General features: G+C 38.9%; 13 protein-coding genes and 1 other RNA gene. 12 read left to right on the top strand and 2 right to left on the bottom strand.

Features of this window, described 5'->3' with window-relative positions; translation table 11 throughout:
• Nucleotides 1–94: 94 nt before the first annotated feature.
• The 10 genes from kdsA (at nt 95) to A7A78_RS14430 (ending at nt 10,010) form a co-directional block, all read left to right on the top strand.
• Nucleotides 95–913: a 3-deoxy-8-phosphooctulonate synthase gene (kdsA, locus tag A7A78_RS14475; protein ID WP_068763181.1), complete on the top strand. Its 819-nt coding sequence runs from the start codon at nt 95–97 to the stop codon at nt 911–913.
• A 535-nt stretch (nt 914–1,448) separates the two neighbouring features.
• Nucleotides 1,449–2,057, top strand: coding sequence for a hypothetical protein (locus A7A78_RS14470; RefSeq protein WP_068763180.1), 609 nt, complete (start codon nt 1,449–1,451; stop codon nt 2,055–2,057).
• A gap of 2 nt (nt 2,058–2,059) precedes the next feature.
• Nucleotides 2,060–2,359: a winged helix-turn-helix domain-containing protein gene (locus A7A78_RS14465; RefSeq protein ID WP_068763179.1), complete on the top strand. Its 300-nt coding sequence runs from the start codon at nt 2,060–2,062 to the stop codon at nt 2,357–2,359.
• A 51-nt stretch (nt 2,360–2,410) separates the two neighbouring features.
• On the top strand, nt 2,411–2,941 hold the full coding sequence (locus A7A78_RS14460; protein WP_068763178.1) for a Coq4 family protein: 531 nt from the start codon (nt 2,411–2,413) through the stop codon (nt 2,939–2,941).
• A gap of 27 nt (nt 2,942–2,968) precedes the next feature.
• Entirely contained in the window at nt 2,969–4,315 is a 1,347-nt protein-coding gene (creD, locus tag A7A78_RS14455) for a cell envelope integrity protein CreD (RefSeq protein WP_068763177.1), read from the top strand.
• A 5-nt stretch (nt 4,316–4,320) separates the two neighbouring features.
• A complete protein-coding gene (locus A7A78_RS14450) occupies nt 4,321–4,974 on the top strand; it encodes a SanA/YdcF family protein (RefSeq protein WP_094746169.1) in 654 nt (217 codons plus the stop codon).
• Nucleotides 4,971–5,366: a ribosomal maturation YjgA family protein gene (locus A7A78_RS14445; protein ID WP_068763175.1), complete on the top strand. Its 396-nt coding sequence runs from the start codon at nt 4,971–4,973 to the stop codon at nt 5,364–5,366. The genes A7A78_RS14450 and A7A78_RS14445 overlap by 4 nt, the downstream gene beginning before the upstream one ends.
• Nucleotides 5,338–6,006 (top strand): DUF1361 domain-containing protein, encoded by a 669-nt coding sequence (locus A7A78_RS14440; RefSeq protein WP_068763174.1) that lies wholly within the window; start codon nt 5,338–5,340, stop codon nt 6,004–6,006. The genes A7A78_RS14445 and A7A78_RS14440 overlap by 29 nt, the downstream gene beginning before the upstream one ends.
• 58 nt (nt 6,007–6,064) lie before the next feature.
• Nucleotides 6,065–8,038: a DUF3857 domain-containing protein gene (locus tag A7A78_RS14435; RefSeq protein WP_068763173.1), complete on the top strand. Its 1,974-nt coding sequence runs from the start codon at nt 6,065–6,067 to the stop codon at nt 8,036–8,038.
• Between the two features lies 1 nt (nt 8,039).
• Nucleotides 8,040–10,010 (top strand): transglutaminase family protein, encoded by a 1,971-nt coding sequence (locus tag A7A78_RS14430; protein ID WP_068763172.1) that lies wholly within the window; start codon nt 8,040–8,042, stop codon nt 10,008–10,010.
• 2 nt (nt 10,011–10,012) lie between these two features.
• Here A7A78_RS14430 and A7A78_RS14425 read toward each other — a convergent pair whose 3' ends face one another.
• Nucleotides 10,013–10,825 carry an SDR family NAD(P)-dependent oxidoreductase gene (locus tag A7A78_RS14425; RefSeq protein WP_068763171.1) on the bottom strand — a complete coding sequence of 271 codons (813 nt, stop codon included), beginning with the start codon at nt 10,823–10,825 and terminating at the stop codon, nt 10,013–10,015.
• Between the two features lie 24 nt (nt 10,826–10,849).
• Complete coding sequence (locus A7A78_RS14420) at nt 10,850–12,058, bottom strand: NAD(P)-dependent oxidoreductase (RefSeq protein ID WP_068763218.1); 1,209 nt, start codon at nt 12,056–12,058, stop codon at nt 10,850–10,852.
• A 157-nt stretch (nt 12,059–12,215) separates the two neighbouring features.
• Between A7A78_RS14420 and ssrA the strand changes: the two genes are divergently transcribed.
• Both ssrA and A7A78_RS14410 read left to right on the top strand, forming a co-directional pair.
• Nucleotides 12,216–12,614: a transfer-messenger RNA gene (gene ssrA, locus A7A78_RS14415) on the top strand.
• 317 nt (nt 12,615–12,931) lie between these two features.
• The gene (locus tag A7A78_RS14410) at nt 12,932–13,177 is read left to right on the top strand and encodes a GIY-YIG nuclease family protein (RefSeq protein ID WP_068763170.1); all 246 of its coding nucleotides are present in this window, start codon (nt 12,932–12,934) and stop codon (nt 13,175–13,177) included.
• The last annotated feature ends 605 nt before the right edge of the window (nt 13,178–13,782 follow it).

Genomic DNA, 13,782 nt, shown 5'->3' with positions numbered 1-13,782 from the left:
AATATGAGGTTGGAATAAATGAAACAAAGCAGTGTTAGCTTGACGACATATCAGAATAGTAAAATACCTATCTTTACATTATTAAAATTATAGTATGAAACTTGATTTAATCCCAAAAATAAAACATACAACTTCCAATAATTTCTTCCTCCTCGCGGGTCCCTGCGCCATTGAAGGCGAAGAAATGGCGATGCAAATTGCCGAAAAGATTGTAAAAATTACAGACAAGCTGGAAATTCCATACATATTTAAAGGAAGTTTCAAAAAAGCAAACCGAAGCCGGATTGACAGTTTCACAGGAATAGGCGATGAAAAGGCATTGAAAATCCTCCGAAAAGTTTCCGAAACCTTTGATGTTCCCACTGTTACCGATATTCACGAAGTAAGCGATGCCGCAATGGCAGCAGAATATGTGGATGTGCTACAAATACCCGCATTCTTGGTTCGCCAAACCGATTTGGTGGTTGCTGCCGCAGAAACCGGAAAAGTGGTAAACTTGAAGAAAGGACAGTTTATGAGTCCGGAAAGTATGAAACATGCAGTGACCAAAGTAACCGATTGCAACAACCAACAAGTTGTTATCACAGACCGCGGAACAATGTTTGGCTATCAGGATATGATTGTTGATTTTCGGGGAATACCCACAATGAAACAATACGCACCCGTAGTTTTGGACGTAACCCACAGTTTGCAACAACCCAACCAAAGTGTAGGCGTAACAGGTGGAAGACCCGAAATGATTTCTACCATTGCCCGCGCGGGAATTGCAACCGGCGCGGATGGAATTTTTATTGAAACCCACTTTGATCCCGCAAACGCAAAAAGCGATGGCGCCAATATGCTCAATTTAAATCTGCTTGAAAAACTGTTGACAGATCTTGTAGCAATACGGAAAACTATAAATCAATTATAACTTAAAGTTATTTGTAAAAATAAAGCGCCCTGCCATCAGTTGATGGCAGGGCGCTTTGGCTAAAAACAAAATTTATAAAATAAGAACTGTTGGTTTTTAAAAGAAAAAGCTGCTCCTTTTTAGGGAGCAGCTAATTAACCTCAATACTTATAAAACTCCCCAATTAAATAAGTATTCAAATATCAGGCTAAAAACAAATACCTGTCAAGAGGGATTTCCCCCATTTTTTTTAAGGGTTTTTCCTGTTTTTATATTTCAGAATATGCTGAAAAAAGAAAAAGCTGCTCCTTTTTGGAAACAGCTTTTAACCTCTTGTCTAAATTAACTCCCCAATTAATTTGATACTGTAAAGATGCGAAGAAGAAGTAAACCAGTCAAGAGGAAAAACCCTGAATTTCATGGGGGATTTCCCCCTTTTTTAACGTAAGGTTTCTCCTACTTAATTTAATTGCCATAAAACCACTCTATATATTTCAGGATTTTATTTGGCTAATAAACAATTTTATATTTACTTTGTTTTTCAAAGTACTTTATTATGAGTAATCAGGATTATCTAAAAGACATAAGCGAAATTAAAAACTTAATGAACCGCTCTTCCCGTTTTATATCGCTGAGCGGGCTCTCCGGTATCTTTGCTGGAGTCTATGCTATTATTGGAGCGGCAATAGCATACATATATCTTTTCCCAAAACCGGGCGAATTTCTTACCCTCCACAGTTGGAATTTTAAACTCTTGCTCGCGCTCCTGGCTTCCGTGGCAATTCTCAGCGTAGTCACTGCTTATCTGTTGACGACCCAAAAAGCAAAAAAAAACAATGAGAAAATTTGGGATGCCACCACCCGTCGTTTACTCATAAACTTTTTAATTCCCTTAATTACCGGCGGAATCTACATAATTATAAAGCTGAACAGCCAACATTACGGGCTAACCGCTTCGCTGATGCTCATTTTTTATGGACTGGCACTCGTGAACGCTTCAAAATACACCATCGGTAACGTAAAATATTTGGGCTATGCCGAAATTACTATAGGGCTAATTTGCGCAGCACTTCCAGGTTACGGACTATGGTTCTGGCTCTTGGGCTTCGGGCTTTTCCATATTATCTATGGAAGTATAATGTATATTAAAGAAAGAAAAAGCTAAAAGTGGGCATCATAGACAACATAAACAAACTTTTTGACCATCGCATCCGTTTGGGAATTATGAGCATACTTGTAGTGAACGAGGATGCAGATTTCAATAGGCTTAAGGAACTGCTTGATGTTACCGATGGCAATCTGGCCAGTCATATAAAAGCTCTGGAACAGGCAGAGTATATTTTGGTGGAAAAAAGTTTTGTGGGAAGAAAGCCAAACACAAATTACATAGCCACAAAGCTGGGAAAGGCCGAATTCAAAAAGCATATTGATGCTCTTGAGAAATTGATTCAAAAACCGAAAACATAATAATTATATTTTTTTATCATTTCACTTTGAAAAACAAAGTACTTTAAGAACATGAAACTACGGAAAAAACTTATTGAGAAACTCTTTGAATGTTCCCAAAAAATTTATTTGAAATTCAAAAAGAAAGAACCCTGGGGAATCAGCACCGCTGAATTACTTGAATTTCCAAATGAAAGCTTCGGAAAAAAATTAGGCGCATTTCTCAATAAAAATGGTTTCGAACTTATTGGGAAAGTGGAACGTCACGATGCCTATCATGTATTGTCCGGTTTCGGCACCAATGTGGAAGACGAAATTGCGCTTCAATACTTATGCTACGGCAACGGCAAACGAACGCCTTATTTAACGGGCGTACTTTTATTGGGCACCACCCTTCTCCCGGAATATGCTTCCTATTATTACAACTCCTACTTGATTGGTAAACAGATCAACACCTTCCACCACTTTGACTTCAAAAAATTATTGCACACAGATTTTGAAGGGTTTAGAAAAGTAATTTTTTCCGAAAAACAATTATTGAAACTTCAAAAGCTTCAATATCAATACGATGAATTTCAATACAGTCCACAAACAATTAACTAATGGCATTTAACCTTTAACACAAAAATTATGGAACAGAAAAAAAGTAGATTCAGCAATTGGATGCGCAACTCCATCACCGCGCGCATGCTCGTGGTAGGATTTTTATTATTGGTTTTATTGATTCCTTTGGAATTCGTAAAATCACTAATCAATGAACGGGCGTATAGACAGGAAGAAGTTGTGCGCGAAATAAATCAAAAATGGGGAAACGAGGTCTTGCTCTCCGGCCCCATCGTCAAAATTCCTTATAAAGTCATTTCTGAAGAAAAAATTTTCAATGAAAAAAGCAACGCCTATTATACGAAAACGAAGGAAACGATAGAGCACGCTTACTTCTTTCCGGATAAATTGAATATTACATCAAATGTTGATACGAAACCGCTGAACCGAAGCATTTATGAATCGGTTGTCTATTCCGCTGCAATAGGCGTAAAGGGAAACTTCCCCACAATTGATTTTTCGGATACTGATATTCCCGAGGAAAATATTCTTTGGGAAAAAGCGACCGTTCTTCTAAAAACCACAAATTTAAAGGGAATAAAAACCACTCCGGTTGTAAACTTAGCTTCGGAAGCACTTTCAATGACGCCACAGTATTCCACGGAATATTTGAACACTATCCAAAGCTATTACATTGCAAACGCCAAGGAAATATTCGCTGCATCGCTACCCTTTTCCTTCGATTTAAAAATAAACGGCAGTGAAAGTTTGAAGTTTTTACCTATAGGAAAAGAAACCGATGCCACGATGAAATCGAACTGGCACTCCCCCAGTTTTGACGGCAACTTTCTGCCCGAAGACACCAATAAGGAAATAAGCCAAGAGGGATTTACGGCCACTTGGCGCATCCTGCAAATAAACAGACAGTTTGAGCAATCTTTTTTTGGACATCTGCCAGATCTTTCAGCTTCCGCTTTCGGCACCAAACTTATCATTCCCGTGGACGAATATCAAAAGAGCGAACGCACAGCCAAATACGGTATTTTGGTTATCGGGCTAACATTGTTGGTCTTTCTACTGATACAATTGGTTAGCAGAATTTATATCCACCCCTTTCAATATATGATGATCGGTTTGGCTTTGGTAATGTTTTATACGCTGCTCATCTCCATTTCGGAGCACAGTAATTTCTTTAAAGCGTATGCCGTTGCCGCAATTTCGGTACTTGTGTTGATAACGGTCTATTCGCGCGCCATTTTAAAAGGCTTTAAATTTCCGTTGCTCATCTGCGGTTCGTTGGCTTCGTTATATGGATTTATTTATGTGATTATCCAATTGGAAAACTATGCGCTTTTGGTAGGCAGCATTGGTCTATTCTTAATCCTAGCAATCATAATGTTTGCCTCACGGCGGATTGATTGGAATAACGATTGAAAAAGATGAAAACACTTTTCAGTAAAATTGCAAAACTTTACAAATGGGCTTTATTGCTAAGCCCATTTGGATTGTTTGCCGTTATTTGTTTGGATACTTACGTGCTTTTGGAAACGGAAAACCAAACATTTCAAAGTACCGAAGAAATTCCGCATAATAAGGTAGGTTTGCTTTTGGGCACTTCAAAATTTATGGCCAATGGCGATATAAACCTATATTATCTATACAGAATAAAAGCGGCCGAGAAACTTTTTAAAGCTGGAAAGATTGATTTTATTTTAGTGAGCGGCGACAATGGCAGAATAGGTTACAACGAACCCTTGCTTTTTAAAAAAGACCTAATTCTACTGGGAATACCCAAAGAAAAAATAGTCTTGGATTATGCCGGATTCAGCACTTTGGATTCTGTTTTAAGGGCACAAAAAATCTTTGGACTGAATAGCTTTACGGTTATTTCACAAAGATTTCACAACGAACGAGCAATTTTCCTGGCAAAACAAAAAGGAATTGCCGCAATAGGTTTTAACGCCGAAACGGTAACGGGAAAGTATTCAATAAAAACAGAACTTCGGGAATACTTGGCGCGAACCAAAGCCTGCCTCGATATTGTTTTTGATTCGCAACCAAAATATTTGGGAGAAAAAATAGCAATACAATGAAGTTTTATATTTCGACAAGACATATTTTAGGAACAAGCATTCTCTTTGCAATAGAGATTGCCATTGCCTATTTTCATTTCAATCACTTTATTAGAGGTTTTTTGGGCGATGTGCTGGTTATACTTCTAATATATTGCTTTATAAAAATCTTTATAAAAAATCACGTTCTCAAAACTGCCGTTTCCGTATTGGCTTTTGCCTATTTTGTGGAACTGCTCCAATTATTCAAGCTAGCTGAAAAACTCAATATCCATTCAGAAATACTATTGACCATTATTGGTTCCGTGTTTGATTGGCGAGACTTGGTTGCCTATACACTGGGCTTTTTACTTATTTTATTAATCGAAAAAATATACATCAAAAATGAAGACTTTAAAAACATTTCTCTTTGATCGTTTCAACATCTGGTTTCCTCTTTTTTCACTGACGGTTTTTAGCATTTTTCTGCTTTCCGTTCGTTTAAAAATAACCCATTCCTTTTTCTATCTTTTTTTGGTTTGGAACCTATTCTTGGCCATGATTCCTTTTTTCATTTCCACTTATATGAAAAACCAAAAACAGATTAAAAAGCTGAAACTGTACTTTTTATTAATAGTTTGGTTGTTGTTTCTCCCCAATGCGCCCTATTTATTGACAGATTTTATCCACTTGCGCTTAAGCCCACTGGAATGGATTGGTTTTGACAGTTTGATGATTGCGGTTTTTGCAGTTACGGGACTCGCTTTTTATGTAGTTTCCATTAAGGAAATGAAGCAATTGTGCATTAAACATTTCAACCAAAAAATAGTTTTAAAATCCCTGATTATCCTTTCTTTTGCGGTAAGTTTTGGAATGTATCTCGGGCGCGTATTACGATGGAATTCCTGGGATATTCTTCACAATCCCTTTATCCTTTTTACAGATGTTTTTGAAATAATCACAAACCCAATTGACAATTTGGAAGCTTGGACATTTACAATATTTTTCGGGCTATTTTTAAAATTGGTCTATTGGGGTTTCGAGAAATATCTTTTTGATTATATGAAAGATTAAGCACTTTGTAATTGCAATATTTATTTTATTTTGCGCAAGAAAATTTGAACACAACTTAATGCATCTTAAAAAATATTTCTTCCTTCTATTATTTTCAAGTTTCTATCTATCCTATTCCCAATCGGGGCGCATTGACGAATTCGGCAAGCCCAGCAAGGAGGAATTGGAACTTAAGAGTTATGAGGCCGAACCCGAAGCTGCCGGGGTGGTTTTATATGAATCCGGTAATTATTATGCGGTTTCCATAGTTAAAAGAACTGCATTTCGGCTGGTGATGGAAATACACAGAAAGGTAAAAGTGTTTGATGTCGCAAAATTTGGCAGTTCCTCAGTAGAGATTCCATATTATGTGGGGAACGGGTTTTATGAAGAAGAACTATTGGACTATAAGGCCATTACCCACAATGGAATTTTACAGGACGCCGTACAGGACGATGCTTTTTATACCATTGAAAAATCTGGCGGAAGAAAAGCACTAAAGTTTACGTTCCCAAATGTGCAGAAGGGAAGCATATTAGAATATAAATACACATTGGTCACCCCCTATTTTTTTAATATGAATGGTTGGGAATTTCAGAACAATTTGCCTACCATCTATAGCTTCTTTCAAACTATATTGCCCGTAAATATTAAATTCAATCGAGTGCTATATGGTCCAAAAAAATTGGACAATCACAGCAACTACATTAAGAAAGACGGTTTCCTGATACCTTCAAATAATGGGCATGTTGATTCAGAAGTTAATATTTATGTAATGAAGAATATTCCATCTTTTGAAGAGGAAAGTTTTATGCTGGCGCGAAGAAATTACATTTCCCGCATTGCCTATGAACCCGTATCGTATAAACCTTTCCATGGGGAAGAAAAAGTTTACACCCGTTCGTGGAAAGATGTAGACCACCAATTTGAGAGCCGGGAGGATTTTGGAGATCAGTTGAATAAAAACAATTATTTCAAAAGAAAATTGCCAAATGCCATTCTTCAAATACAGGATGATATGGAGCGCGCAAAAGCGGTATATGGCTTTATTCAAAACAATTATACTTGGAACGGCAGGTATTTCAATTATGGAAATGATATCAAGGATTCGTTTCAAGATAAATTAGGAAGTGTATCAGATATAAACCTTTCGCTCGTAAACGCGCTTGAAGCGGCTAACCTACACTCAAAATCGGTCATACTTTCTACCCGGGATAATGGACTGCCCACAGAGCTCTATCCCGTACTTTCCAACTTCAATTATGTGTTGGCGGTATTAATGATAAACAACGAAAGGATATTGCTCGACGCCACCGACAAACAAGCCCCTTTCGGGGTAATTCCCTTTCGGGCTTTGAACGTGCAGGGTCGTGTGATGGATTTCAAAAACGGAAGTTATTGGATGCCCATCGTTCCTTTTAAACAAAACATACATTTTGCAAACGCACAAATAACGGCTGATGAAAATGGCAGTTTCAACGGAAAAGTAAATCAGGCAAGTTATGGCTATATAGGTCTCGAAAAAAGAAACGCCATTGCAGAAGAAAATCTGGAAGAGTACATAAAAACAGAAGAAAAGGACAAAGCAGGTATTGAGATTGACTCCTATCAAGTAGAGGATATTGGCGACATAGAGAAACCCTTAAAAGAAAATTACAACATTACCATAGAGCCCGAAATAGTTGGAGACAAGATAATTCTCTATCCTTTTTTCAACAAAACATACCTTAATGAAAACCCTTTCAAAATGAAGGAGCGCAGCTACCCCATGGATTTTGGTTTTCCTTTTACGAACACTTATCTAATTTCCATAGATTTGGGCAATGTTTACGAAGTGGAACAACTGCCAAAAAGCCGAAGTATAAAGCTTCCCCGAGAAGATGGCGAATGTTCTGTTACCTATGTTGCCGAAGGCAATAAAATAAACATCCGTTTCAATATGAAGCTCGCCGCCTATAATTTCCCTCCAGATGCCTACCAATCGCTTAAAGAGTATTTCGGCACTATGCTTACCATACTAAAAAAAGAATCCATTATTCTTAAAAAAATATAAGATGCAAATCAAAAACCTACTTTTAATAGCCTGTTTTTCAATATCTCTTTTTTCATACGCCCAAACCCCGCCTCCCGTGCCCACTTTTGGGGAACCGCTTCCCGAGGAATTTGCAATGGACCATTACACCCCAGACCCTGAGGCGCCAGCCGTTGTGCTCTATGAACGCGCCAACAATTTTTTGGATATTTATGATGGGTCAATTATGATTGCAAAGGAAGTACACGTGAAAATTAAAGTTTTTGACGCCAAACGCTTTGAGAATGCAACCATTGAAATTCCCTATTACAGTCAAAAAAACAACAGTGAGGAAATTAAAAATATAAAGGTGATTAGCCACAATGGCGCATTAAAAACGTTTCTTGCAGACAAGGATATTTTCACCGTTGACGAGTATCCACGTTGGTCCATTAAAAAGTTCACCTTTCCCAATATAAAAGATGGAAGCATTTTGGAATATTCCTACCGCAAGGAATCCTTTTTCTTTTCAAATTTCGGGAACTGGCAATTTCAGGGGAATATGCCAAAAATATATTCAGAACTATATACCAAAATCCCTGGCAATATGCGTTACAACCGTACGCTTTACGGTCCAAAAAAACTCGACATCAACAATGCCGAAATAGTAAAAAACTGTTTCACGCTTCCCGGTTATGGTGTTAATGCCGATTGTGAGGCAGCTACCTATGCCATGAAGCATGTGCCAGCCGTAAAAGAGGAGAAATATATGCTCGCTTTGGAAAACTACGTTTCCGGAATGGGTTATGAAATGATTGAATTTCTTGATTTTAGAGGCGATAAACACCTCTATACCAAAAGCTGGGACGATGTGGACAACGTGTTTAAATACGACAAGGATTTAGGGCGACAGCTTAAGTATTCCGGGTATTTTAAGGATGCAATCCCTGCAAATATTATGAATACCCAAGGGCAATTGGAAAAAGCCAAAGCCATCTATTATTACATTCAGAACCAAATGGCTTGGGACGGCAAATACCGGATTTTTTCAGAGGTACGCGTGAAGGAAGCCTTTGAACGCAAGTCGGGCAACAGTTCCGAAATAAATCTCGCCCTTATAAATGCTCTGGATGCTGCGGGCATTGATGCCAAGATTATGCTTATCACTACCCGCGATTTTAGACAGCCCACGATGCAATACCCTGTTTTGAACGATTTCATCTATGCCCTTGTCTATCTTAAAATTGGGGACGAAACCTACCTTTTGGATGCTACCGACAAATACACTCCGTTTGGTGTATTGCCTTTCCGTGACCTCTGCCCACAAGGCCGTGTAATGGACTTTAAAAAAGGCAGTTTTTGGGAGCCTATTGTTCCTATAAATAAAAACATGCATTACGTGAACATGCAACTGGCCGCAGACGACAAAGGGCTATTTTCCGGAAAGGTGAATGAGGTTTCAACAGGCTATATTGCCGTACCGATGCGAAGGGAGAACAACAATCGCAATAAAGAAGATATTATAAAAAGAAAACAGAGTAGAAACGAAACGCTGGACATCACAAACCTGCAAATTGAAAACGAGAAAGATCTGGAGCAGCCTTATAAGGAAACCTATGATATTACCGTACATGAACAGCCAGTGGGCGATAAACTATTTGTATTTCCTTTTTTGATGGAGACCTATTTTTCCGAAAACCCCTTTACCAAGGAAACGCGCCAATATCCCATAGATTTTGGGATTCCTGTTATGAACAATTATTTGGTTTCCATTGATGTGAAGGACCAATACGAAATCGTCAAGGTGCCCGAAAACAAATCGCTTAAACTGCCTGAAAACGATGGGGAGCTTTCTGTGGTGTATGATGTTTCCGGCAGCAAGATAAATGTGAGATTAAGCGTAAAACTTAACAACCCAAGTTTTCCAACGGAAGCCTATCCAGCCTTAAAACAGTTTTTTGCAAGCTTGGTGAAAATACAATCTGAGGAGCCTATTCAGCTTAAGAAATTATAACGCTATTGGTCGCGATTCTTTTCCTGAATCTTTCTTATAATGGCAGTGGCTGTTCGCCTGGGGACAAAGCGCGGGAGCTTTGACAGAAACTTGTTAAAGTTACCGGGAATGGCCACTACTTTTCCCTTTTTCATTGCTTCATATCCGTATTCAGCAACTTCTTTGGGGCAAGCAATATTGAAGTTTATTCTATTTTCCGATGCCTTTGCCCCATTTGATACCACTTCCTGAAAACAGGTCCTGGTCTGGCCCGGGCATAGTGCGGTAACGGTAACCCCCGTACCTTTTAGTTCGTTGGCAATAGCTTCCGAAAAGGAGAGAATATACGCCTTGGAAGCGTAGTATAAAGACATTAATGGTCCCGGCTGAAAGGCAGCTAGGGATGACATATTCAATATCATTCCACTGCCACGGGCAACCATTCCCTTTAAGATTAATTTTGTTAAATGTGTAGTGGTAATTACGTGCAGATTTAGCATTGCCAAATCGCGTTCCCAATCGGTATCGTTAAAGCTTCCGTAGATGCCAAAGCCTGCATTATTGATGAGTACATTTACGTTTTTGCCATCAAGCGCCTGGAATATTTCTTCCGCCACATTCTGTTGGCTCAGATCTTTGTGCAGTATTTGTATTTGAGTGGGATAAAGCGCCTCTATTTCGTTTTGCGCTTCCTGCAATTTTTCGGCATTTACATCAACCAATATAAGAGAGTATCCATCCTTGGCCAAAAGCAATGCCAATTCAAACCCCAATCCTGAAGCGGCTCCAGTGACCAGTGCCATTTGTGCATTTTTGTCATTATGTATCCCCGGCATAATCGTTAACAAAAAGTTAATTTGTTAGTCGGCAATTTCCACATAATCCTTTAAATATGCAAATCTGGGAGTGAGATTCCCGTCTTGGGTAGTAATTCTGGCACGTTGCAAAATACCATCAGCATCCCCATTAAAGAAGGCCGGAATCACGTTGTCCAAGAACATATCGCCAAAGCCTTCGCTGGCATCCTTTGGCAGTTCGCAAGGCAGGTTGTCAACGGCCATAACGGTGATTGCACCCGGAGCGTCAAAAGTTGTTTCGCTTTCCGTTTTGGGGTCGTACCCGTAAAACGGATCTGCAATGGTGGAAGCCCGAAGGGTGCAGGCTATGGGGCCATCAACATCGCAGGAGATATCGGCTACCAGGTTTATTTTAAAGTCTGGGCTTTTGGCATCTTCCCTTGTGAAAAGATAGGGAGCGCCATTGCCATAAAAGTGGCCTGTGAAGAAAACATCGCTCACTTTGGCATACTTCATAAAATCACTTTCGTAGTCGGATGGGTCTTCATAAAATTCATTTTTGTCAAAGGCGCGACCATCCTTGCGTTTGTTGTATTCCGAAACGTCTATCAAGCAATAAACGGGTTCGTTATAATCCTTGGAAAGATAATCGGCATCGGTAACTTCCCTAATTTTTAAATGATCCAATATCTCCTTTGCCCCTCTGGTAACTTTTCCAGTTCCTGAAAGAATAATCTTAATGTTCGGCAGGGTGATTTTATCCAGCTCGGCCTTTACGGCTTCCAGATCTGGAAGGTGTTCCACTTTGGGAAGTGTGAAGAGATTATCGCGCAATCCCAAGCCTCTAAAACCATTGTAGGCTCCCACCAAACCTGCGTAATAGCCAAACCCAATAAGCCTATGCTTGTCTGCATTCACGATGGTTTCGTGGTCAAACATTTCAATGTTTTTAGCAAGCATTGCCTTTAACAGCTTTCGGTTGTAAGGCTGTTTCTTTATGGTATGGCTAAAGTAGAAGTATTTTTTATTCGGAATCAATGCATCCACGGGCACCTCTTTTACGCCAAGCATCACATCTGCATGGGAAACATCATTCACTACCTCAAACCCTGCTTCGCGGTAGGCATCATCCGGGAAGATGCGAATATCTGAAGCTTCCACGATTATCCGTGCCTCGGGGAATTGTTTTATGACTTCTTGGCACTTTTCCGGTGAAAAAACCACCCGACGATCTGGCGGGGTTTTACGTTCTTTGATGATGGCAAAGGTTATGGGCATTTGGTATGTTTTTTGAATGGTTAATTGCGGTGGCAAAGATAGGGTTTTTCATGTATCTTTGCCCCCGCTCTCCGAAGCTTTAGCGAAGGAGAACTCACTTTGATAGGTTTTGTCAATAAGTATACTTTATTGCTAATTGTTCATTGAAAAAGGGGCCGACTGGTTTTGACAGCGGGTCTAATTGTATTGTAAGCATGCCGAGCGCTGGGATATAGCTCGTTAATATCATATTTCACACTTTTTAAACGGCGAGAATAACTACGCCCTAGCTGCATAATCCGAATTACAGTAGGATGTGCCTCGGCCCACAAGGTGGGCAAGCAGGAAGTCACTCAACGGCCTTGGTTTGCGGCGGTTGATATAGTGGCTTCGTAAAAGTAAACCTAGCAAGAGTAGTGCTTTGATGCTCTTGTGAAGCTCAAGTAAAGCTAAGGGGTGCGTTGGTAGTTTTCGACCGGCAAGCCCACGAAAACCTAAATGAAAACTAAGCATGTAGAAGGCAGTATAATTGCGCGTTTGGACGAGGGTTCGAATCCCTCCGGCTCCACCTTCGCCCTCCGTAGCTTTGCGTTTTTCAGCAAAGCGTAGGGGGGCTTTTTATATTCAGTACAATCATTAATGGTTTCGTGTGAGGGCTTCGGTGGACGCAGTCCACTTCTATTCCGAAGCTTTGCGTTTTCAGCAAAGCGTAGGGGGGCTTATCCTTCGCTCTCCGTAGCTTCAGCGTATATTCAGTACAATCATTAATGGTTCCGTGTGAGGGCTTGCGCCTACGCTCTTCGTAGCTTCAAGTTTATGAGAAGCGTAAGAGAGTAAGATTTATTTCTTAACTTTATAAATCTCCCCATAATTATAAATCTATAAATTATGGAACTACCCTACGCCGTGTATATTCTTAAATGTGCAAATGGGCAATATTATACAGGATATACCACTAATATCGAGACAAGGCTAATTGCGCATAACAAAGGCGAAGTATCTTTTACGAAAGATAAACTACCTATAACACTTTTTCACCTTTCTCTTTTTGCCAACAAACAAAAGGCTTACGATTTTGAACGGTATTTAAAATCTGGTTCTGGTATTGCTTTAAGAAATAAAAGATTGGTCTAAATTGTTTTTAGCTATAATGCTGCGCTTTTCAGCAAAGCGCATGAGGGCTTTTATTTCATCATTTAAAACATTTATTTGTAAGTTATTATTTGTAGGAATTAACTTACCATGACCTTAAGTAAACCTTAAGTAAACCTTACTTATCCTTTAGGTAAACCTTAGGTATCTGTTGACTCTTTTTTTTTTAATTATTTTCATTTTTTCTTGATATCAAAACAAACGAAAAGTCTAATTGGAAAAACGCATTTCCGATTTGGATTTTATTCTTTCTGGAAACTCTTCGGTTTTAATAATTCTCGGTTTTGGGGATTATTTTGAGGCTGGCAATGCTTTTTTTTTCAATTTTTTTTTGGGTGATTTTGTTTCATTATTTTAAATTCATATTCAAGTGGTCTTGCGGATATTTTAAACAATTGCCGGCAAACTGTTAATTTTTTGCATTATATTCAATATTATGATTTTTAAAAAATGAATGCTCTAAATTTTTATGTTATTTTATTTTGATTTTATAATTTTTATTTTATAGCTTTGTAAGGCAATACTTTCAAAAGTATGTACTCTAGAGGCTTTTGGGTTTATTGTTTCAACGTTGAATTTTTATTCTC

Source organism: Aequorivita soesokkakensis (genome assembly GCF_001641085.1).
GTDB classification, from domain to species: Bacteria; Bacteroidota; Bacteroidia; order Flavobacteriales; family Flavobacteriaceae; genus Aequorivita; species Aequorivita soesokkakensis.
This window is presented reverse-complemented; position numbering and strand designations above follow the sequence as displayed.

Excerpts from the sequence above, each read along its gene's own strand:
- kdsA (WP_068763181.1), top strand. The coding sequence starts at position 95 with ATGAAACTTGATTTAATCCCAAAAATAAAACATACAACTTCCAATAAT.
- A7A78_RS14440 (WP_068763174.1), top strand. The coding sequence starts at position 5,338 with ATGAAGACTTTAAAAACATTTCTCTTTGATCGTTTCAACATCTGGTTT.
- A7A78_RS14450 (WP_094746169.1), top strand. The coding sequence starts at position 4,321 with ATGAAAACACTTTTCAGTAAAATTGCAAAACTTTACAAATGGGCTTTA.
- creD (WP_068763177.1), top strand. The coding sequence starts at position 2,969 with ATGGAACAGAAAAAAAGTAGATTCAGCAATTGGATGCGCAACTCCATC.
- A7A78_RS14460 (WP_068763178.1), top strand. The coding sequence starts at position 2,411 with ATGAAACTACGGAAAAAACTTATTGAGAAACTCTTTGAATGTTCCCAA.
- A7A78_RS14425 (WP_068763171.1), bottom strand. The coding sequence starts at position 10,825 with ATGCCGGGGATACATAATGACAAAAATGCACAAATGGCACTGGTCACT.
- A7A78_RS14435 (WP_068763173.1), top strand. The coding sequence starts at position 6,065 with ATGCATCTTAAAAAATATTTCTTCCTTCTATTATTTTCAAGTTTCTAT.
- A7A78_RS14445 (WP_068763175.1), top strand. The coding sequence starts at position 4,971 with ATGAAGTTTTATATTTCGACAAGACATATTTTAGGAACAAGCATTCTC.
- A7A78_RS14410 (WP_068763170.1), top strand. The coding sequence starts at position 12,932 with ATGGAACTACCCTACGCCGTGTATATTCTTAAATGTGCAAATGGGCAA.
- A7A78_RS14470 (WP_068763180.1), top strand. The coding sequence starts at position 1,449 with ATGAGTAATCAGGATTATCTAAAAGACATAAGCGAAATTAAAAACTTA.
- A7A78_RS14430 (WP_068763172.1), top strand. The coding sequence starts at position 8,040 with ATGCAAATCAAAAACCTACTTTTAATAGCCTGTTTTTCAATATCTCTT.